26 protein-coding genes are annotated in these 19905 nt (G+C 67.3%); 18 read left to right on the forward strand and 8 right to left on the reverse strand.

Annotated features, from left to right (window positions below; translation table 11 throughout):
• Positions 1 to 99 precede the first annotated feature (99 nt).
• Both HCT51_RS17040 and HCT51_RS17045 read left to right on the forward strand, forming a co-directional pair.
• Entirely contained in the window at positions 100 to 900 is an 801-nt protein-coding gene (locus HCT51_RS17040) for a DUF4097 family beta strand repeat-containing protein (RefSeq protein WP_166880300.1), read from the forward strand.
• Complete coding sequence (locus HCT51_RS17045) at positions 897 to 1580, forward strand: PadR family transcriptional regulator (protein WP_166880302.1); 684 nt, start codon at positions 897 to 899, stop codon at positions 1578 to 1580. The genes HCT51_RS17040 and HCT51_RS17045 overlap by 4 nt, the downstream gene beginning before the upstream one ends.
• 196 nt (positions 1581 to 1776) lie before the next feature.
• Here HCT51_RS17045 and HCT51_RS17050 read toward each other — a convergent pair whose 3' ends face one another.
• Positions 1777 to 2376 carry a hypothetical protein gene (locus HCT51_RS17050; RefSeq protein WP_224760564.1) on the reverse strand — a complete coding sequence of 200 codons (600 nt, stop codon included), beginning with the start codon at positions 2374 to 2376 and terminating at the stop codon, positions 1777 to 1779.
• A 125-nt stretch (positions 2377 to 2501) separates the two neighbouring features.
• Here HCT51_RS17050 and HCT51_RS17055 point away from each other — a divergent pair, with 125 nt between their 5' ends.
• Both HCT51_RS17055 and crcB read left to right on the forward strand, forming a co-directional pair.
• Positions 2502 to 2888 carry a CrcB family protein gene (locus HCT51_RS17055; protein WP_166880307.1) on the forward strand — a complete coding sequence of 129 codons (387 nt, stop codon included), beginning with the start codon at positions 2502 to 2504 and terminating at the stop codon, positions 2886 to 2888.
• Between the two features lie 2 nt (positions 2889 to 2890).
• Complete coding sequence (gene crcB / locus HCT51_RS17060) at positions 2891 to 3253, forward strand: fluoride efflux transporter CrcB (RefSeq protein ID WP_166880309.1); 363 nt, start codon at positions 2891 to 2893, stop codon at positions 3251 to 3253.
• 18 nt (positions 3254 to 3271) lie between these two features.
• Here the strand turns inward: crcB and HCT51_RS17065 are convergent, their stop codons facing one another.
• On the reverse strand, positions 3272 to 3499 hold the full coding sequence (locus HCT51_RS17065) for a hypothetical protein (RefSeq protein WP_166880311.1): 228 nt from the start codon (positions 3497 to 3499) through the stop codon (positions 3272 to 3274).
• Complete coding sequence (locus HCT51_RS17070) at positions 3496 to 4593, reverse strand: NAD(P)-binding domain-containing protein (protein ID WP_166880314.1); 1098 nt, start codon at positions 4591 to 4593, stop codon at positions 3496 to 3498. Before HCT51_RS17070 ends, HCT51_RS17065 begins: the two co-directional genes overlap by 4 nt.
• Before the next feature lie 120 nt (positions 4594 to 4713).
• Between HCT51_RS17070 and HCT51_RS17075 the strand changes: the two genes are divergently transcribed.
• The 4 genes from HCT51_RS17075 to catA all read left to right on the forward strand — a co-directional run bounded on the left by HCT51_RS17075 (position 4714) and on the right by catA (position 7397).
• Complete coding sequence (locus HCT51_RS17075) at positions 4714 to 4914, forward strand: DUF3073 domain-containing protein (protein ID WP_166880317.1); 201 nt, start codon at positions 4714 to 4716, stop codon at positions 4912 to 4914.
• A gap of 170 nt (positions 4915 to 5084) precedes the next feature.
• Positions 5085 to 6191, forward strand: a complete 1107-nt coding sequence (locus HCT51_RS17080) for an enolase C-terminal domain-like protein (RefSeq protein ID WP_166880319.1) — start codon at positions 5085 to 5087, stop codon at positions 6189 to 6191.
• A gap of 8 nt (positions 6192 to 6199) precedes the next feature.
• Positions 6200 to 6478, forward strand: a complete 279-nt coding sequence (gene catC / locus HCT51_RS17085; protein WP_166880321.1) for a muconolactone Delta-isomerase — start codon at positions 6200 to 6202, stop codon at positions 6476 to 6478.
• Between the two features lie 58 nt (positions 6479 to 6536).
• Entirely contained in the window at positions 6537 to 7397 is an 861-nt protein-coding gene (catA, locus tag HCT51_RS17090) for a catechol 1,2-dioxygenase (protein ID WP_166880334.1), read from the forward strand.
• A gap of 162 nt (positions 7398 to 7559) precedes the next feature.
• On the opposite strand, the gene purM is transcribed toward catA, so the two are convergent.
• Positions 7560 to 8654, reverse strand: coding sequence for a phosphoribosylformylglycinamidine cyclo-ligase (gene purM, locus HCT51_RS17095; RefSeq protein ID WP_166880336.1), 1095 nt, complete (start codon positions 8652 to 8654; stop codon positions 7560 to 7562).
• Positions 8655 to 8726: 72 nt separating this feature from the next.
• On the opposite strand from purM, the gene purF reads away from it, so the two are divergent.
• A complete protein-coding gene (gene purF / locus HCT51_RS17100; protein ID WP_166880468.1) occupies positions 8727 to 10184 on the forward strand; it encodes an amidophosphoribosyltransferase in 1458 nt (485 codons plus the stop codon).
• Positions 10185 to 10208: 24 nt separating this feature from the next.
• On the opposite strand, the gene HCT51_RS17105 is transcribed toward purF, so the two are convergent.
• Positions 10209 to 10538, reverse strand: a complete 330-nt coding sequence (locus tag HCT51_RS17105; RefSeq protein WP_166880338.1) for a hypothetical protein — start codon at positions 10536 to 10538, stop codon at positions 10209 to 10211.
• Between the two features lie 68 nt (positions 10539 to 10606).
• On the reverse strand, positions 10607 to 10975 hold the full coding sequence (locus tag HCT51_RS17110) for a sterol carrier family protein (RefSeq protein WP_166880339.1): 369 nt from the start codon (positions 10973 to 10975) through the stop codon (positions 10607 to 10609).
• A 54-nt stretch (positions 10976 to 11029) separates the two neighbouring features.
• Between HCT51_RS17110 and purD the strand changes: the two genes are divergently transcribed.
• From purD to HCT51_RS17130, 4 genes are all read left to right on the forward strand, one after another.
• Entirely contained in the window at positions 11030 to 12274 is a 1245-nt protein-coding gene (purD, locus tag HCT51_RS17115; protein ID WP_166880342.1) for a phosphoribosylamine--glycine ligase, read from the forward strand.
• Positions 12271 to 13134 (forward strand): phosphoribosylaminoimidazolesuccinocarboxamide synthase, encoded by an 864-nt coding sequence (locus tag HCT51_RS17120; protein WP_166880344.1) that lies wholly within the window; start codon positions 12271 to 12273, stop codon positions 13132 to 13134. Before purD ends, HCT51_RS17120 begins: the two co-directional genes overlap by 4 nt.
• A 1-nt stretch (position 13135) precedes the next feature.
• The gene (locus tag HCT51_RS17125; protein ID WP_224760565.1) at positions 13136 to 13585 is read left to right on the forward strand and encodes a GNAT family N-acetyltransferase; all 450 of its coding nucleotides are present in this window, start codon (positions 13136 to 13138) and stop codon (positions 13583 to 13585) included.
• Between the two features lie 110 nt (positions 13586 to 13695).
• Positions 13696 to 14568: a VOC family protein gene (locus HCT51_RS17130; RefSeq protein WP_166880347.1), complete on the forward strand. Its 873-nt coding sequence runs from the start codon at positions 13696 to 13698 to the stop codon at positions 14566 to 14568.
• Positions 14569 to 14795: 227 nt separating this feature from the next.
• Here the strand turns inward: HCT51_RS17130 and HCT51_RS17135 are convergent, their stop codons facing one another.
• Positions 14796 to 16289: a catalase gene (locus tag HCT51_RS17135; protein WP_166880350.1), complete on the reverse strand. Its 1494-nt coding sequence runs from the start codon at positions 16287 to 16289 to the stop codon at positions 14796 to 14798.
• Positions 16290 to 16342: 53 nt separating this feature from the next.
• Positions 16343 to 16795 carry a Fur family transcriptional regulator gene (locus tag HCT51_RS17140; RefSeq protein ID WP_166880352.1) on the reverse strand — a complete coding sequence of 151 codons (453 nt, stop codon included), beginning with the start codon at positions 16793 to 16795 and terminating at the stop codon, positions 16343 to 16345.
• Positions 16796 to 17056: 261 nt separating this feature from the next.
• Here HCT51_RS17140 and HCT51_RS17145 point away from each other — a divergent pair, with 261 nt between their 5' ends.
• Genes HCT51_RS17145 through HCT51_RS17165 form a run of 5 tightly spaced genes read left to right on the forward strand, consistent with a single transcriptional unit; the run spans position 17057 to position 19871 of the window.
• Positions 17057 to 17611, forward strand: coding sequence for a PadR family transcriptional regulator (locus HCT51_RS17145; RefSeq protein WP_370626971.1), 555 nt, complete (start codon positions 17057 to 17059; stop codon positions 17609 to 17611).
• The gene (locus HCT51_RS17150; RefSeq protein ID WP_166880356.1) at positions 17608 to 18381 is read left to right on the forward strand and encodes an alpha/beta fold hydrolase; all 774 of its coding nucleotides are present in this window, start codon (positions 17608 to 17610) and stop codon (positions 18379 to 18381) included. The genes HCT51_RS17145 and HCT51_RS17150 overlap by 4 nt, the downstream gene beginning before the upstream one ends.
• Before the next feature lie 43 nt (positions 18382 to 18424).
• Complete coding sequence (gene purS, locus HCT51_RS17155; RefSeq protein WP_166880359.1) at positions 18425 to 18685, forward strand: phosphoribosylformylglycinamidine synthase subunit PurS; 261 nt, start codon at positions 18425 to 18427, stop codon at positions 18683 to 18685.
• Positions 18685 to 19383, forward strand: coding sequence for a phosphoribosylformylglycinamidine synthase subunit PurQ (gene purQ, locus HCT51_RS17160; RefSeq protein WP_166880361.1), 699 nt, complete (start codon positions 18685 to 18687; stop codon positions 19381 to 19383). Before purS ends, purQ begins: the two co-directional genes overlap by 1 nt.
• On the forward strand, positions 19380 to 19871 hold the full coding sequence (locus HCT51_RS17165) for a DUF3817 domain-containing protein (protein ID WP_224760566.1): 492 nt from the start codon (positions 19380 to 19382) through the stop codon (positions 19869 to 19871). Before purQ ends, HCT51_RS17165 begins: the two co-directional genes overlap by 4 nt.
• Positions 19872 to 19905 lie beyond the last annotated feature (34 nt).

The raw sequence follows: 19905 nt of genomic DNA on the forward strand, positions 1-19905 counted from the left end.
CCTCGGCGAAAAAACCCCTTGCGCACCGCAACATCGCGATATATCTTGAGTCGCAGAGAACGCGATATATCGCGATTCGGATGTCGCGAAGGAGACACCATGCCGCAGGAAGAGTGGATGGTCGATGGCCCCCAGGTCATCGATCTGGAGTTGGTCCGCAAGCTCAAGGTGAGCTTGATCGGGGGCCAGGTCGACATCGTCGGCCACGACGAGCCCGGCGCGAGGGTCGAAGTGCACTCGGTCACCGGGCGCGATCTGAAGGTTTCGATCGACGGTGACACGCTGGAGATCGACCACCCGCAGCTGCGCTGGGACAACTTCATCGATGTCTTCGCGTCGTTCAACGGCAAGGCCAGCGCCGAGGTGAGCATCATGGTGCCGCGTGAGATCGCCCTGAGGTTCGGTGTCGTCTCGGCATCCGCTCTGATCAGCGGACTGACGACGGATGCCACGATCAGCACAGTCTCCGGCGACATCGTCGTCGACGGAGTGACCGGTGACCTCAACCTCAACGCGGTCAGCGGCGAGATCGCGGTGCGCAACCACCGCGGTTCGGTGCGGGCCCACACCGTCTCGGGAGACATCACCGCCACCGGCGAGATCTCCAAGTACCTCAGCGAGGGTGTGAGCGGCGATGTGTTCCTCGACATCTCCGGCCAGCCAGCCGAGATCCGGGTGAACACGGTGAGCGGGGCGCTGACCACGCGGCTGGCTCCCGGTCAGCCGGCGGAGTACCGCATCAACACCGTCGGCGGAAAGCTGCAGCTTGACGACTCGGCCATCTCCGGGGTTCGCGGCAGCTATATCGGCAAATACGGGACGCTGGATGCCTCCGCCCTCGAACTGCGGGTGAACACGGTGTCGGGAAACATCAGCGTGCTGCACGCGGTGAGCGCATGACTCCCCCGGTGTTCGGCCACGGCCACCTGCGGCTCTACATCCTGAGCCTGCTCGCCGAACGGCCGCAGCACGGTTACGAGCTGATCCAGTCGCTCGAGCAGCGCTTCGGCGGCACATACACGCCGAGCGCCGGCACCATCTACCCGCGGCTGGCGAAGCTGGAGGAAGACGGGTTGGTCACCAAGATCGCCGACGGTCGCAAGACCGTGTACGAGATCACGGATGCCGGACGCGCCGAGCTTGCGAGCCGGGAGGGCGAACTCGACGGCATCGAGGACGAGCTCACCGACTCGGTGCGGCGCCTGGCAGATGAGGTGCGCAACTCGGTGAACGCCGCGATGAAGACGCTGCGCGCCGACCTGGCCTCCGCCGCCCGCGACGCCCGGTCCGAGACTCGGGCGAGCACGACGAGCACGGCGACCACCGAGGGCACCGAAGGGACCGAAGGCACCGAGAGCGCCGAGGCCCCCGAGACGGCCGCCGGGGCGTCCGGCCCGAGCGGGGTGAAGACCACCGCGCTCGGCGCCCGGGAGGCGCTGCGCGACGCGGAGTTCGCGCTCACCGAGTTCCGGCACGAGGTGCGCACCGAGTTGCGTGGCCGCACGGCGCGCGGCGAGCTCACTCCGGAGACCGTAGCCGACCTCCGCAGTCGGCTCGACGAGGTGCGGAGGACGCTGTAGGGGTGTCGCGGCCGGGGGTGCGGGGCGCTGCCAGCGCCTCGCACCCCTGCCGCGCCACAACCTCAGTCTGCGAGCGCCGTGGTTTCGCACGAGCGCCGAGGTTCGAACCGCGGCGCTCGCGTGAAAGTGCGGCGCTCGCGACATCCGTAGTCCTGCCGACGCTGCTCAGCGACCGACCCACGCTGTGTGCCGCTCGCTACTCGAAGCGCACCGGGACGTAGAGGTCCTGCACCCGGTCGTTCGCCGCGGTGTGGTCGTTGCGGGTGAAGATGCCGCAGGCATCCGTGGTGCAGTCGATGCCCTCGCCGGCGGGCGCGGCCACTTCGAGGTAGGCGGTGAAGGTTCCGGATGTCGCGTTGTCGAAGCTGCGCGCACCGAACAGCCGCCAGGCCCAGTCGTCGTTGATCCAGTTGCTCGGCGCGTACTGGATGCTGCCCTCGGCGACGGTCTCGCCTTCCTCGGTGGAGGGCACCCCGCCGAGGCACGGGCCGGGCTTGCCTCCCGGCTCCGGGATGGCGCAGATCGCGACGTAAATGCCGCGCGCGGCGTCGAACCCGGTTCCGCTGATCACGAGCCGGTCGCCCGCGGCGAGCGCCGAGGTGTCGACGGGCGCTCCGGGGTCGGCTGCGAGGACATCGATGCGGCGGTCGCGCCCATCTTCGCCGTGTGCGGTGGCGGTGAGCGGCCACTCGTCGGTGAACGGGTCCTGCGCGGACTGCCCGGCGTTCTGGTGCGTGAGAATCGGCACCGCGTAGACGGCGACCGTGGTCAGCAGCACGAGGGCGATCGCCCCCACGATCCAAGGCCAGCGCCGCCTGCGTACTCCCCGGTTACCCACTCATCGAGTCTACGGAGGGGGTCTCGGCGGGCTGGACCAGCGCGGGCTTGGGGCCGCGACATCCGCCACTAGGCTCGGGTTTCGTGCCCCTGCTGCTGCTCGCCGTGTTTCTCGGCGGCGCCGTGGGCACCGCGTTGCGTCTCGGCATCGACATCGTCGTTGCGCATCCGGATGACGCGTTCCCCACCGCCACGCTCGGCATCAACCTGCTCGGTTCGCTGCTGCTCGGATGGCTCGTCGGTCGCGTCTGGCCGGTGGCGCCGCACTGGCTGCGCGCGGCGCTCGGCCCCGGCCTGCTCGGCGGCTTCACCACCTTCTCGGCAGTGATGGCATCCGCGCTCACGCTCACCCCGGCACTCGCTGCGCTCTACCTTGCGGCGTCCGTGGTGCTCGGACTGCTCGCCGCCGCGGCCGGCCTTCAGCTCGGGCACAACCGGCGGGCGGCCGCCGAGGTCGGGGCGGAACAGTGAGCGTGACGCTGCCCCTCGCGCTGACCGTCGCACTCGCGGGCGGACTCGGCGCCTGCCTCCGCTACCTCGCCACGCTGCTGCTTCCGCTGCCGTGGGGCGTGCTGGCGGTGAACGCTGTGGGTTCCGCGGTGGCGGGGATCGTGCTGGCCCTGGCCGATGCGGCGGCGATCGGCGGCGACATCCGTCTGATCCTGCTCACCGGATTCGCCGGCGGACTCACCACCTTCAGCACCTTCAGCGTCGAAACCATCGAGTTGGTGCGAGACGGTCGCTGGCGCACGGCCACGGTGAACGTGGTTGCGAGCCTGGCGGCAGGCATCGGCTTGGCGCTCGGCGGGTATGCGATCACGGCCGCCTTGGTCTAACCGCGACGGGGAAGCGACCTACCGACCGTCGCCAGCATCGTCGTCCTCAGCCCCAGTCGCGCCCGCGTCGCGGCCCGCGTCTCCACCCGCCGCGCGCCGCTCAATCTCCTGCCGCATCCGTTCCTCGCGCACCCGCTTGCGCGCCGGCGGCAACACGACGATCAAAAAGATCGCAGCGACCACAAGGACCATCACCGCGAACGTGACCGGCACGACGATAAACAGCAGGGTGGGGAATTCGCTCATGACATCCTCGAGAGGCTCGCGACCACCTGGCGGGCGATTGCCCGTCCGGCCCGGTTCGCGCCGATTGTGCTGGCTGTGGGGCCGTAACCGGCGAAGAAGATGCGCGGATCCTTCCACGACGCGTTCGCACCGACGGTGATACCACCCGCCTTCTCGCGCAGCTTCAGCGGGGCAAGGTGACGTAACTCCGGCCGGAACCCGGTGGCCCAGATGATTGCGTCGGCAGGGGCGAATGACCCATCGGGAAACCGCACGCCGTCCGGCTCGATGCGCGTGAACATCGGATGCGGCGTCAACAGGCCGCGATCAATGGCGGCCTGGATGCGGCGGGTGCGCGGAATTCCGGTGCCGCTGACGATGCTCGGCAGGGCGTTGCCCGCCCGGGCGGCCTCATCCTGGGCGGACACCGCGGTAACCGCCGCCTCGAGGGTGAGGTTCTGGTCGTGCAGCCATTCGATCGGCGTGCGGCTCACCCAGGTGAGGTTCGCGGCCACCTCTTCCATTTCCATCAGGAACCCGATCGCACTGGTGCCGCCGCCGACGACGATCACGTTCTGCCCGGCGAACTCCTCAGCCGACCGGTAGTCGGCGGTATGCACGTGGCGACCGCCGAACTTGTCCATTCCGGGGTACCAGGGCACGAACGGCGATCCCCAGGTTCCGGTGGCGTTCACGATCATCTTGGTGATCAGCCTGCGGTCGCCGCTCGGCCCGGACAGGTCGACGGCCAGGTCTGCCGCGTCATTTTCAACGCGGGTGACGGATGTCGGACGCTCCACCCTCAGGTCGTAGTGCTGTTCGTACCGCCGGTAGTAGTCCGCCACGACATCCTTCGCCGGCAGCTGCCGGTCGGCGGTGTCGAAGCTCAGCCCGAGCTCGCCCATGCCCGGCAGGTCGTTGACCTTGTGCGCGGAGCCGAGGCGCAGCGCGTCCCAGCGGAACTGCCACGCCCCGCCGGTTCCGGGCCCGCGGTCGACCATCAGGAACTCGGCTCCCGGCTCCAGTCCAAGGCGTCGAAGGTAGAATGCACAAGAGAGTCCGGCTTGGCCGGCACCGATTACGATAACCTCGGTGTCATAGCGGCCTGAATTCACGTGCACAAGGTTACCGGGCAGACCGCATGCCAGACCGGGATAGCCCGCGCCGCATGATAAACTACCCGCTAGATTTCTTAGTCCCTGTTCGCCATTTTCGATTCATAAAGGGGGTCACGCATGGGGCGCGGCCGTCAAAAAGCAAAGCACACGAAGGTGGCTCGGGAGTTGAAGTACTTCAGCCCCGACACCAACTACGGCGCTCTTGAGAAAGAGCTGTCTGGTAATCCTCGTCTCGAGGAGGACCTTCAGAAATGGCCGGAATACGTGGCGGAAGAAGACAAGTACGCCACGGACGAGGACGAGTCCAACATCGCCTAGGTTGCTCGCTGACGGCGCAGTGTGCCCACACGTGGGCACGCGGCATCCGCTCCCTCATTGAGAGCCGCTGGATACCACTCCAGACATAGCCGGCACTTCCCTTTGCCACCCGGCGGTCTTATCGTGCGTTAATGCGCGGTGAGGACGCCGCGCGAAAGGACCGGTCGCGCATGAAGATCACCCGCATCGAGGCTGTGCCGTACTCGATCCCGTATCGCAAGGCGTTGAAGTTCGCCAGCGGCGAGGTGACCGTGGCCGATCACGTGCTGATCCGTGTGCACACCGATGAGGGCATCATCGGGGTGGCCGATACACCGCCCCGCCCGTACACCTATGGGGAAACCCAGCAATCGATCGTTGCGGTCGTCGAGCGGATCTTCGCGCCGGCGCTCACGGGAATCGACCCGTTCGAGCGTTCCAAGGCGCAGCAGGTTCTCGGCCGCACCATCGGCAACAACACAGCCAAGGGCGGAATCGACATCGCCCTCTGGGACATCATCGGACAGGCCACCGTCACCCCCGTCAGCACGCTGCTCGGCGGCTACACCGACTCGATGCGCGTGTCGCACATGCTCGGCTTCGCCTCGGCCCAAGAGCTGCTCGACGAGGCACTGCACATGCGGGCCGACTACGGAATCACCACGTTCAAGCTCAAGGTCGGCCGGCGTCCGCTTGGGCTGGACATCGAGGCCTGCCATGTGCTGCGCGCCGGACTGGGCGAGGACGTCGACCTGTATCTCGACGCCAACCGCGGCTGGACGGCCAACGAGGCCCTCGAGGTGCTGCGGCAGACCGCGGACGTGGGCCTCAGCCTGCTCGAGGAACCGTGCGATGCGAAAGAGGCGCTGAGTCGACGGCGGCTGGTCGACAAGTCCCCCATTCCCGTCGTCGGCGACGAGAGCGTGCCCACCCCGGGCGATGTCTCCCGAGAGTTGCTGGCCGGCGGCTGCAATGCCATCAGCATCAAGACGGCCCGCAGCGGCTTCACCGAGGCGCAGCAGATCCTGGGCCTCTGCGAGGGACTCGGCGTCGATGTCGTGATGGGCAATCAGATCGACACGCAGATCGGCACCCTCGCCACCGTGACCTTCGGGGCCGCCTTTGCCGCGACCACCCGCCGCGCCGGCGAGCTCTCCAACTTCCTCGACATGAGTGACGACCTGTTGGCTGAACCCCTCGTCATCCGGGATGGCGTCATCCCGACCCGGCGGGTGCCCGGAGTCGGCGCCGTGATCGACGACGACAAGCTCGACCGCTACCGTCAGGACAAGGACTAGGAGACCCCGTGCTCTTTCTCGTGCGTATGGATGTCAACATCCCCACCACCATGCCCGCTGACGACGCCGCGGCCATCAAGGCCACCGAGAAGGCGTACTCGCAGCAGCTTCAACGCGACGGCCGCTGGGTGCACATCTGGCGGGTGGTCGGCGAGTACGCGAACTACTCGGTATTCGATGTGGCGAGCAACGACGAGTTGCACGACATCCTCTCGGGCTTGCCTCTGTTCCCTTACATGACCATCACCGTCACCCCTCTTGCGCAGCATCCGTCTTCGATTTCTTGAGACCACACCAGACCACTGACAAAAGGCAACAACACAAGCACTGACAAAGGAGTTAGTCATGACTGACACGCGTGATGAGACCACCGCAACCGCGGCCGCCTCGGGCCAGACCGCCACGGAACGCTTCCGCGAGAGCGGGAGAGTCGGGGCGGCGGAGATCAGCACGGAGCGGGTCAACCTGCTCGCCTCCCGGGTGATCAAGGCCGTCAACGACACCGTGCTTGAGGAGAAGGTGACCTACGACGAGTACAACGCGCTCAAGGCGTGGCTGATCAGGGTGGGCGAGGACGGCGAATGGCCGCTGTTCCTCGACGTCTGGATCGAGCACTCGGTCGAGCAGGTCGCGAACGAGAACCGGCACGGTTCACAGGGGTCGATCGAGGGCCCGTATTACGTGCCCGACGCCCCGGTGCAGCAGAGTCCGACCAAGCTGCCGATGCGCGAGGACGAACCCGGAACGCCGCTGCTGTTCCGGGGCCGGGTGACGAACGTCGCCGGCGATCCGCTGCCCGACGCGAAGATCGAGATCTGGCACGCCGACGACCTCGGCTTCTACTCGCAGTTCGCCCCGGGCCTGCCGGAGTGGAACCTGCGGGCGACCGTCCCGGTGGAGCCAGACGGCCAGTTCCACATCGATACGATGCAGCCGGCTCCGTACCAAATCCCCACGGATGGCGCGTGCGGGGCGCTGATCAAGGCGGCGGGTTGGCACGCCTGGCGCCCGGCCCACATCCACCTCAAGGTGTCGGCGCCGGAGCACCAGCTGATCACGACACAGCTGTACTTCACCGGCGACGCGCATATCTCCGACGACATTGCGTCCGCCGTGAAGGAGTCTCTGATCCTCGATCCGCAGCCGCGGTCCGACGATCAGGGCAAGGAGGTCACCTACGACTTCGTGCTCGACCCGGCGGAGTAGCGCCGGAGCGGAGGATTTCGGGGGCTCGGGCGGCCACAATCTCGCGATTGTGGCCGCCCGAGCGCGCGTTTACCTCCCGAGCGAGCTACGTTCCCGGAGCGCAGAGCTACCGGCCACGCGTTACTGGCGCAGCGTCACTGGCGCAGCGCTACCGGCGGGGCGTCAGGCCGCGTAGGCCGACACCAGGCGCACCGCACCGCCGTCGACGCCCTTGGCGCCCTGCTCGAAGCCGGTGAAGTCGCGCTTCTCCGTGCTGACGCGACCCGCCACCCAGGAACGGATACCGCGAGCCTCGAGCGCGCGCACAACGGAGGTGGCAGCATCCGCTGATACCACTGCGAACATGCCGATGCCGAGATTCCAGGTGCTTTCGGTTTCTTCCAGGCTCATCGAGCCCCAGTCGGCGAGCACGCGGAACACGGGCGCCGGCGACCAGGTGGAGCGGTCGACCTCAACCCAAGAGCCGATCGGCAGCACGCGGGCCAGGTTCGCGGCGATGCCGCCGCCGGTCACATGACTGAGCGAGTGGATCGCGCCGGGCAGCTCCTCGAGCACGCCCACCAGCGGGCCGGTGTACAGGCGGGTCGGCTCGAGCAGTACCTCGCCGATCACGCCGCCGAGGTCGTCGGAGTGGTCGCTGTAGCCAAGGTCACGGCCGGCGAGCAGGTGCCGCACCAGGGAGTATCCGTTGCTGTGCAGGCCGCTGGATTCCATCGCGATCACGACGTCGCCGTGACGAACCTTCTCGGCGCCGAGCATGGCGTCGGCTTCGACGACACCCACCGCGGCTCCCGCCACGTCGTAGTCGTCTGGGCCGAGCAGTCCGGGGTGTTCGGCGGTCTCGCCGCCGACCAGCGCGGTGCCGGTGGCCGAGCAAGCCTCGGCGATGCCGCGCACGATGGCCGCGATGCGCTCGGGAACCACCTTGCCGCAAGCGATGTAGTCGGTCATGAATAGCGGCTTGGCGCCGACCACGATGATGTCGTCAACCACCATGCCCACCAGGTCTTGCCCGATGGTGTCGTGCTTGTCGAGCGCCTGCGCGATGGCCACCTTGGTGCCCACGCCATCCGTGGACGTCGCAAGCAGCGGCCGATCGAATTTTGTCAGGAAACTCACGTCATAGAGCCCGGCGAACCCGCCGACGCCGCCCAGAACACTGGAATTGTGGGTCTTCGCGACCGCCGACTTCATCAGTTCCACGGCGAGATCGCCGGCAGCCGTGTCGACCCCAGCCTCTTGGTACTTGTTGGCCATGCGTTGTTCCGTTCTGCGGCGTGAAAGACTGTCTTCGGCAATTACAACTCTATGGTCTGGAGCGCGTTCCGCATGTGCGGCATCGTGGGCATCGTCTCATCACACCCCGTCAATCAACTCGTCTACGACAGCCTTGCGCTGCTCCAACACCGCGGTCAGGATTCCACCGGAATCGCGACCGCGGAGGGCAACATCCTGCATATGCAGAAGGCCAAGGGTCAGGTGCGCGAGGCGTACCGCACCCGTGACATGCGCAGCCTGCTCGGCAACATGGGCATCGGGCACGTGCGTTACGCCACCCGTGGGATCGCATCCGCCGAAGAAGAAGCCCAGCCGTTCTATGTGAACGCGCCGTACGGCATCACGCTGATCCACAACGGCAACCTGACCAACACCCGGGAACTGACCCGCGAGCTGTTCACCATCGACCGCCGGCACCTGAATACGTCGTCGGACACCGAGCTGCTGGTCAACGTGCTCGCGCACGAACTGCAGCAGGAGGTCTCGGGGCTCGACCTCGACCCCGACCAGATCTTCAACGCCGTCTCCCGGGTGCACCAGCGGGTCGAAGGCTCCTACGCGGCCATCGCGCTGATCGCCGGGCACGGGCTGCTGGCGTTCCGCGACCCGTTCGGCATCCGCCCGCTGATCCTCGGCGTGCGGCACGTCGAGGGCGAACCGGACGAGTGGGTCGTCGCCAGCGAATCGCTGGTGCTCGAGGCCGGCGGATACGAGATCGTCCGCGATGTCGCGCCCGGCGAGGCCGTGTTCATCAGCCGCGACGGCCGGATGGAGTCCCGCCAGTGCGCGGCCAACCCCCGACTGATCCCCTGCTCGTTCGAATACGTCTACCTGGCCCGGCCCGACTCGATCATGAACGGCATCTCGGTTTACGACGCGCGGCTGCGCCTCGGCGACCGGCTGGCCGACACCATCGCCACCCACGCGCCGCTCGGGGACATCGACGTGGTGATGCCGATCCCGGACTCGTCACGCCCCGCCGCCATGCAGGTGGCCCAGAAGCTCGGCATCGAATACCGCGAGGGCTTCTACAAGAACCGCTACGTCGGCCGCACCTTCATCATGCCCGGCCAGGCGGAGCGCTCCCGTTCGGTGCGACAGAAGTTGAACGCAATGAGCTCGGAGTTCAAGGGCAAGAACATCCTGATCGTGGACGACTCGATCGTGCGCGGCACCACCTCAAAGCAGATCGTGGAGATGGCGCGCGCCGCCGGCGCGAACAACGTCACCTTCACCTCGGCAGCCCCGCCGGTGCGCTTCCCGCACGTGTACGGCATCAACATGCCGTCGCGGCAGGAGCTGGTCGCGCACGGCCGCAAGATCCCCGAGATCGCCACCCTGCTCGGCGCCGACCGCATGATCTACCAGGAGGTCGCCGACATGGAGTCGGCGATCATCGAGGGGTCGTCGGTCACGTCGCTCGAGATGAGCTGCTTCACCGGCGACTACGTGACCGGCACGGTCACCCCGGAATACCTAGCTTGGGTCGAGGCGAACCAGCTGTCTTAGCCGGTGGTCGCGGGCTGGGTCGAGCTACTGCTCGATCTCGCCCTCGACCTCTTCCGGCACGGCGTCCACGTGGATGCGCTCGGCGTCGACCGCCTGGGCGTGCTTGCTGGCGCGCCGGTCGAGCAGCAGTGCCACCACGGCGCCGACCACGACGCCGGCGGGGATGCCGAAGATCAGGAAGTAGCCGAACAAGGTGCCGAAGCCGATGTTCGGGTCGGTGGGGTACAGCGCGGTCACGATGAAAGTGACGACGGCGCCGAGCCCTCCGCCGGCGATGAGGAACACCGGGATCTTCGGCGCGCGCCGAACGCGCACCTTCGCAGTGTCGGTGGTTCCCTCGCGGTCGTCGTTCATGCCTCCATTGTCGCGCACGTGAGTGTGGGCGGATGTCGGGAGGCGAATGTCGGTCAGACGGATGTCGCTCAGGCCGCGGCCACCCGCAACACGGGCAACTGCCCGGCCAGGTCGGCGCGCGAGCCCGACGCGCTCACCCGGTCGGCCGCCAGCGCGTCGTCCCAGGACAGCGAACCGGTGGCGAGAGCCACCCAGGTGGCGGCATCCGTCTCGATCACGTTCGGCGGAGTACCGCGGGTGTGCCGTGGCCCTTCGATCGCCTGCACCGCACCGAAGGGCGGCACGCGCACCTCGACGGTGTTTCCCGGTGCCCGCTCGGCCAGCAGCTGCAGGAGGTAGCGCACCGCCAACGCAGTAGCCTCCCGGTCGGTGTCGCCACTCAACTCCTTGCGCACCGCCGCCTCGCCGACGATGGCAACGATCTTTGCCTTGCCCATGCTTCAACGCTACCTGCCACGGTTGACGGGTGAGCCGCCGGGTACGCTGACAAGGTGAGAATTCTCGTCCTCGGATCCGGTGCCCGCGAGCACGCCATCGTCACTGCTCTGCTCAGTGAGAACGTCGGCCATGAGATCACCGCGGCACCCGGCAACGCCGGCATCGCCGCGGATGTCGCCGTGGTGGCGCTCGACCCCACCAACGGCGCCGTGGTCGCGGAGTACTCGATCGAGAACGACATCGAGCTGGTCATCATCGGACCGGAGGCCCCGCTCGTGGCCGGCGTCGCCGACGAACTGCGCCAGCGCGGCATCGCCGTGTTCGGCCCGGGCAAGGCCGCCGCGCAGCTGGAGGGCTCCAAGACCTTCGCGAAGTACATCATGGAGACGGCGGGCGTGCCCACCGGCCGCGCCGACCGCGCCGGCACCATCGAGGATGCGATCGCGCTGCTCGACGAGTTCGGCGCCCCATACGTGGTGAAGGCCGACGGGCTCGCCGCCGGCAAGGGCGTGATCGTCACCAGCGACCGGGACGCCGCCCTTGAGCACGCCCGGCACTACCTGCAGCAGGGCAGCGTGCTGGTCGAGGAGTTCCTCGACGGACAGGAAGTCTCCCTGTTCCTGCTCAGCGACGGGCACACCGTGCTGCCGCTCAGCCCCGCCCAGGACTACAAGCGGCTCGGCGACGACGACGCCGGACCGAACACCGGCGGCATGGGCGCATACTCGCCGCTGCCCTGGCTGCCTGACGGCTTCGTCGACGAGGTGATCGACAGGGTGGCACTGCCCACCGTGCGGCAGCTCGCCCAGGAGCAGACGCCGTTCATCGGCCTGCTCTACTGCGGCCTGATCATCACCGCCGACGGCATCCGCGTGATCGAGTTCAATGCCCGCTTCGGCGACCCCGAGACCCAGGTGGTGCTGCCGCGCCTGCTCACCCCGCTGAGCGGCCTGCTTTACGCCGCCGCCACCGGCCGCCTGTCAGAACAGCCCAGACCGGAGTTCACAACGGATGTCGCGGTGGGTGTGGTGCTCGCCAGCGAGGGCTACCCCGAGGAACCGATCACCGGGCGCGCGATCACCGGCCTCGACCGGCTCGAGGGAGTAACCGTGGCTCACGCCGCCACCGCCCACGCCGCCGACGGACACTTCGTCGCCACCGGCGGGCGTGTGCTCACGGTCGTGGCCACCGCCCCCGACTTCGCGGAAGCCCGCGCCACCGTCTACCGGGAGCTGCAGAAGATCTCGCTCGAGGGCGGCCAGTTCCGCACCGACATCGCCGCGCGGGTCGCCCGATGACCGCGCAGTCGCCGACCGAACAAGTCCCCGGCTGGGCGCACACCTACTCCGGCAAGGTGCGGGATCTCTACACCCCGGCCGACGGCTCGTCCGACCGGATGCTGGTGGTCGCCAGCGACCGCGTCAGCGCCTTCGATCACGTGCTCGAGCCCGGCATCCCCGGCAAAGGGAAACTCCTCACCGAGCTCAGCATGTGGTGGTTCGCCCAGCTGAGCGAGGTGCCGAACCACCTGGTGGATGGCGACATCCCGGCGGCCGTGGCCGGCCGCGCCATGCTGGTGAAGACGCTGGATATGTTCCCCGTCGAGTGCGTCGTGCGCGGCTACCTCTCCGGCAGCGGCTGGGTTGAGTACCAGCAGTCGCAGAGCGTCTGCGGCGTCGCCCTGCCGAGCGGCCTGCGCGACGGCGACCGCCTCCCCGAGCCGATCTACACACCGGCGTGGAAGGCCCCCATGGGCGAGCACGACGAGAACATCACCTTTGAGCGCACTGTTCAGTTGGTGGGTGCCGAGGCGGCAACCTCCCTTCGTGACCTGTCTCTGCAGATCTTCCACCGGGCATCCGACATTGCGGAAAGCTGCGGCGTGATCCTGGCCGATACCAAGTTCGAGTTCGGTTCAGACGAGAACGGCGTGATCACGCTCGGCGACGAGGTACTGACCTCCGACTCCAGCCGATACTGGGACGCCGAGCTCTACAACAGCGGGGATCGCACCGCCAGTTTCGACAAGCAGATTGTTCGTAACTGGCTACTGGCACACTGGGACCGCGTCGGCGACCCGCCGGTGTTACCTCCCGAGATCGTCGAGCAGACCGCAAGCCGATATCGCGAACTCATCAACCGACTGACTGGAGCCTGAGGTGCCTGAAGTCCGCGAAGTACCGTTTGAGCACGCCGACAGCACCATGCTGCGGGCCGCCCAGAAGGCGGAACTGGCCGCCCGCTACGGCACCCACGACTCCGAACCGGGCGTCGCGCCCTCGGCAGCAGACGTCACCGCGTTCTTCGTGGCCTACGAAGACGGCATGCCTGCCGGCTGCGGAGGCCTTCGCCTGCTCAGCGACGACGAAGCCGAAATCAAGCGGATGTATGTCACGCCCGCGCACCGCGGAACCGGCATCTCGGTGGCCGTGCTCGAGGCGATCGAGGCGTTCGGCCGCGAGAGCGGGCTCACCAAGCTGGTGCTCGAAACCGGAACACTGCAGCCCGACGCGATGCGTTTCTACGAGCGCGAGGGGTACACCCGCATCCCGAACTTCGGGGCGTACGTGGATTCCGAGCTGTCGGTCTGTTACGCGAAGGCGCTCTAGCCCCGCTCAGACCCGGGCAGACGCCCCAGCGAGCACGATCGCGGGAATGCTCGGAGTGCGCGCGCGGTTCAATTGTGCGAGAATAGTTGAACATTCAAGGAAGTGGTGAAATGAGCGCAGCACAGCAGGACATTCTGTCCGCCGGCACCGGGATGGGTGCGGTAACCCTCAAGGTCGGCAACCTGGACCGCATGATCGGGTACTACACCCAGGGAGTGGGCCTCGACCTGCTGTCCCAGGAAGGTGACACCGCGGTACTCGGCCGACCCGGCCGGCCGTCGCTGATCCTGCAGCTCACGCCCGAACTGAAGCATGCGCCGCAGGGCTCCGCGGGCCTGTATCACACGGCATTCCTGTTCGCCGAGAAGCCCGATCTCGCGGCATCCGTCTACTCTGTGGCCCGCAAGTTCCCGAACACCTTCACCGGCAGCTCCAACCATTACGTCAGCGAGGCCTTCTACTTCAACGACCCCGAGGGCAACGGCGTCGAGCTGTACTGGGACACCGACCCGGCAAGCTGGAAGTGGAACAACGGCTCCATCCACATGGGCACGGAGTACCTCGACCCCAACCGCTTCCTGCAGGAGAACATCACCGAGGCCGGCATGACCGACACCGGTAACGGGGACGCCGGAGTAGGCCACGTGCACCTCAAGGTCGGCGACATCCGCACCGCCAAGGAGTTCTACGTCGACACGGTCGGTTTCGAAACCACCATCGAGTACGGCACCCAGGCGCTGTTCGTAAGCGCTGGCGGTTACCACCACCACCTCGGCATGAACACCTGGGAGAGCTCCGGAGCCGGCGCCCGCACGCCCGCGCTCGGACTCGGCGAGGTGTCAATCAAGGTTCCGACCGCGGAGGAACTCGGCGCGCTCAGCGAGCGGCTCTCATCGCGCAAGGTCGAGGTGATCAACACGGGCACCGAGGTGCGCTTCAACGACCCGTGGGCGAACCTGGTGCGCGTGACCGCCGAGGTGTAACCCGCTCGACGACAGGAACGCCCGGCTCCCGCGAGGAGCCGGGCGTTTGCCGTGTGTGCCGATCCACGCCCGCTGAGGTACGCCTTTCGGCCCTTAACCGGGCGCTCGAAGAACCAAACGCCAGACCTCACCCGCAGATAGCGGCCCACCCAACCCAAACCTCACCGCACGCCAAAACGGCCGGCCCCCGAGGGGACCGGCCGTTTCGCACCTTCAGCTGACGGGAACTACTCCCCGACACCCACGTATTCGGCCGACTCGTTCGCGGTCTCACCGGCGGTCGCCAGGTTCTCACGGAGCTTGGCGCCGAGGGTGGCGTCGACGTTGGTCCAGTACTGGATCGCGCGCTCCTTGATCTCGGGGCTCTTCACACCACCGACCGCGCCAGTGATGGTCTCGAGGAAGCGCTCCTTGGCGGCGTCGTCATACACCTCGCGGTAGAGCGTGCCGGCCTGGCCGAAGTCGTCATCCTCGGCGTGCAGGGTAGCCGCGGCGCGGATGAGCGCACCGTCGCTCTCCCAGCTGCCCATTCCGGCTGCAGCGGCGTCAGCCACCGGGCCGCCCTTCGAGTTCGGCGCGTACACCGGGACATCGGGCGCGTTGTAGGCGTGACGCTGGGCGCCATCCTGGGTGTAGCTGTGCACGGATGCGGCGTGCGGAGCGTTCACCGGAATCTGGTTGTAGTTCGTGCCGACACGGTAGCGCTGGGCGTCCGGGTACGAGAACACGCGCGCCATCAGCATCTTGTCGGGGCTGACGTCGATGCCGGGAACCAGGTTCGCCGGGCTGAAGGCGGCCTGCTCGATCTCGGCGAAGAAGTTCTGCGGGTTGCGGTTCAGGGTGTGCGTGCCGACCTTGATCAGCGGGTAGTCCGCGTGCGGCCACACCTTGGTGAGGTCAAACGGGTTGAACCGGTAGCTCTTCGCGTCCTCGTACGGCATGACCTGCACGTGCACGTCCCACGACGGGAAGTTGCCGGCCTCGATGGCCTCGTAGAGGTCGCGACGGTAGTGGTCGGCGTCCGCGCCGGCGATGATCTCAGCCTCGGAGCCGCCGATCTCGACGTTGCCCTGGTTCGAGGTGAAGTGGTACTTCACCCAGAAGCGCTCACCGGCGGCGTTGATCCACTGGTAGGTGTGCGAGCCGAAGCCGGGCATCTCACGCCAGGACAGTGGGATGCCGCGGTCGCCCATCAGGTAGGTGACCTGGTGTGCCGACTCGGGCGAGAGGCTCCAGAAGTCCCACTGCATGTCGGCGTCGCGCAGGCCGGAGCCGGGCAGACGCTTCTGCGAGTGGATGAAGTCGGGGAACTTGATCGCGTCGCGAATGAAGAACACCGGGGTGTTGTTGCCGACGATGTCGTAGTTGCCCTCGGTGGTGTAGAACTTCACCGAGAAACCGCGCACGTCGCGCCAGGTGTCGGGGCTGCCCTGCTCGCCGGCGACGCTGGAGAAGCGCTGCAGCGTCTCGGTCTTCGCGCCGGGCTGGAAGACGGCCGCGCGAGTGTACTGCGAGACATCCTCAGTCACCACGAACTCACCGAACGCTCCGCCGCCCTTGGCGTGCACGATGCGCTCCGGGATCCGCTCGCGGTTGAACTGGGCGAGCTTCTCAACCAGGTAGCGGTCGTGCAGCGCGGTGACGCCGTCGGCGCCAACGGTCAGCGAGTGCTCGTCGCTGGCAACCGGGCTTCCGGTCTGGGTGGTGGTGTTCTCAGACATTGATCTCCTTGTTTCTCGGTGGGGATGGTCTCGTAGGGATGGAAGGGAAAGATTTAGGGGCGAGCGGATGTCGCGGACGCGGCAGCCTGGCAGTCGGCGCACAGTCCCCAGAAGGTGACCTCTGCCGCGTGCACGGTGAAGCCGGCGGCATCCGACGGGGTGAGGCAGGGCGCCGCACCGACCACGCAGTCGACATCCTGCACCGCGCCGCAGCCGCTGCAGATGAGGTGATGGTGGTTGTCGTCGACGCGGCGTTCGTACAGCGCGGGCGAGCCGGCGGGCTGGATGCGGCGGATCAGCCCGGCATCGGCGAGCGCGCCGAGCACGCCGTAGACCGCCTGCAGCGAGGTGTTCGGAAGCTCCTCGTGCACGGCCGCGAACAGTTGCTCCGCGGCAGCGTGCGGGGATCGCTCCAGCGCCTGCATCACGGCGAGCCGCGGGGCGGTCACCTTGAGCCCGGCACCCCGGATGCTCTGGGTGAGCACTTCGAGGCTGGGCGCGATCATTCCTCTACCCTAGTTGTTTTTAGCCGTTCAAAACAACTGTCAGAAGCAACCGTTCAACCACCGTTCACCAGAGCCGTCGCCACCGATAGCGGGCTGAAGTCTGGCAATCGGCCCTTCCCGGGCGCCAGCAACGACCAAACGGCAGACCTCAGGTGGCAGAATGCGGGCATGCGCAACCCAGGCGGGTAAAGAGGCCACGGCCAAAAGCTCGTGAATACTTGCGCTGTCCTATATGTGTAGTGTCTAATATGGGACGTGAGTATGAAACACGCCATCCTCGGACTCCTCGACCTTGCGCCGATGACCGGCTACGACCTGAAGAAGAACTTCGACGCGACCGTCGCCCACTTTTGGAGCGCCGACCAGTCGCAGATCTATCGCACCCTTTCCGGCTTGGTCGACGGGGGTCTCGCCAGCGTTTCGGTGGTCGAACAGAGCAGCAAGCCCAATCGCAACGTGCACAGCATCACCGAGCAGGGTCGGGCGGCTCTCGACGACTGGCTGCGCTCCCCGCTGGAGCAGCAGCCCACCCGCGAACCGTTCCTCGCCCGGCTGTTCTTCGCCGGGCGGATGGGCGCCGACCGCGTCAGCGCCCTGCTCGACGAGCGCCGCGCCGCCGCCGCGGCCCAGCTCGCCGCACTCCGCGCCTTGCAGCAGCAGGAGTCCGCGACATCCGACCTCGCCGCCCGTCTTCGGCTGGCCACTCTCGATAACGGCATCGCGCACACCCAATCCGAACTCGACTGGCTCGACGAGCTGACGGCCACCCTGGCGGCCGCACCGATCACCACACCGACACTGGAGACCGCACCATGACCATGCACGTCACCGAACAGAACACGCAGGCGGCCGAGTCCGTGCTCTTCATTCACGGCGGAAACGTCGCCGGCTGGATGTGGGAGGCGCAGGTTGACGCGCTGCCCGACTTCCACACGATCGTGCCCGACCTTCCCGGGTTCGGCGCATCGAACGGTGAGCGCTGGGAATCGCTCGCCGATACCGCCGACCAGCTCGCCGCGATCATCCGCGAGCGGGCGAATGGCGGCACCGCCCATGTGGTCGGGTTGTCGCTCGGCGCCCTCGTCGGGACTGTGCTTGTCGCGCGACATCCGGAACTCGTCCGCTCGGCGATGCTCACCGGCGCACCGCTTGGCGGCGTGCACGGCTTTGCCAACTGGGCGGGCATGTTTCAGTTGCGCATGTGGGGCAGCCGCGGTTACTGGAAGACCCTGGCGAAGGCGTACCGGATGCCGGACGACGTGCTCGACATCTTCATCGAGACGGGCCTCGGCATCGACCGGCCAAGCGCGCGCCGCATGATGGCCGAAACCTACAGCGGCGTCACGGAACAGCTGTCCGGGCTGGTCGGCAGCACCGTGCCGCTGCTCGTGCTCGCCGGGGAGAAGGACGACCCGAGCGTCGCCCGCTCCTTCCCCGACTTCACCTCACGCAGCACCGCCGCGACAACCCACATCGTGCCGAAGATGCACCATGCCTGGAACGCGGAGGATCCCGAGCTGTTCAACCGCATCATGCGGGAGTGGCTGACCCGGCGCACAGCATCTGCCGAACTACTGGCCGGGTAGACTGAGGCGATCCCCCATCAGACGACTCACTCGGGAGTAATGCGTGCCCACCATCGTCGTAGAAGTCATGCCCAAGGCAGAACTGCTTGACCCCGCGGGCAAGGCCGTCGCCGGCTCGCTCGCCCGTCAGGGCAAGACCCAGTTCACCGGTGTGCGCATCGGCAAGCGTTTCGAAATCACCGTGGACAGCGAGGTGACGGATGCCGTGCTGGCCGAGGTTCAGCAGCTGGCCGACGACATGCTCTCCAACTCTGTGATCGAGGATGTCGTCTCGATCAGCGTGCTCGAGGACGCGGCCGCGTAATGCGCGTCGGCGTCATCACCTTCCCCGGCTCCCTCGACGACCGCGACGCCCAGCGCGCGGTGCGCCTGGCCGGCGGCGACGCCGTGCCCCTCTGGCACGGCAACCACGACCTGCAGGGCGTCGACGCGATCGTGCTGCCCGGCGGGTTCAGCTACGGCGACTACCTGCGCTGCGGAGCCATCGCCGCCCACTCGCCGATCATGGCCGAGGTGGTCAGCGCCGCGAACGCCGGCATGCCCGTGCTGGGCATCTGCAACGGCTTCCAGATCCTGGTCGAGTCACACCTGCTGCCCGGCGGCCTGGTGCGCAACGACCACGGCTCATTCATCTGCCGCGACCAGAAACTGCGGGTGGAGAACACCTCCACCGCGTTCACCACCGCCTACAGCGAGGGTCAAGAGATCACCATCCCGTTGAAGAACGGCGAGGGTGGCTTCATTGCGGATGCCGAGACGCTGGCCCGCATCGAGGGTGAGGGTCAGGTCGTCTTCCGCTACCTCGACGTGAACCCGAACGGGTCGCTGAACGACATCGCCGGCATCCGGAACGAGCGCGGCAACGTGGTCGGCCTGATGCCGCACCCCGAGCACGCCGTCGAGGAGGGCTTCGGCCCGAACACGCCCGAGGCGATGTCCTCCGGCACCGACGGGCTGGCCATGTTCGTGAGCGTCATCCAGAACTCACTGCTGTCGGCGTGAGCCTGACCACCCCGCGCACCCGACTCACCCCGCGGCTGTTCTACCGCACGCTGGCGATCGCGGAAGCGGTCACCTGGAAGCTGCTGATCGTCGGCATGCTGTTGAAGTATGCGGCCGGCATCGACACCCCGTTCAGCTTCGCCGCCGGGCTCGCGCACGGCTTCGTGTTCATCGCCTACGCGGCGACCGCGGTGCTGGTGGGGATCAACCAGCGCTGGGGCTTCCCGCTGATCGCGGGCGCGGTCGCCACCGCGATCGTTCCCTACGCCACCGTCCCGTTCGACCGCTGGCTGGAGCGCACCGGTCGCCTTGAGGGCAGCTGGCGCATCGAGAAATCCGACGACCCGCGCGACCGCTCCGTCATCGACGGTCTGGTGCGCTGGATGCTGCGCCGGCCGATCCTGCTCGGCACCGTGTTCGTGGTCGCTGTCGTCGGCGTGGTCGCGGGCATGCTGGTCGCTGGCCCGCCCAGCGAGTGGGGCGCGTAACGGAGGCAACCCCTCGACGGTTTTCCAGTTCGGG

Source organism: Salinibacterium sp. ZJ450 (assembly GCF_011751885.2).
In the GTDB taxonomy this organism is placed as follows: domain Bacteria; phylum Actinomycetota; class Actinomycetes; order Actinomycetales; family Microbacteriaceae; genus Ruicaihuangia.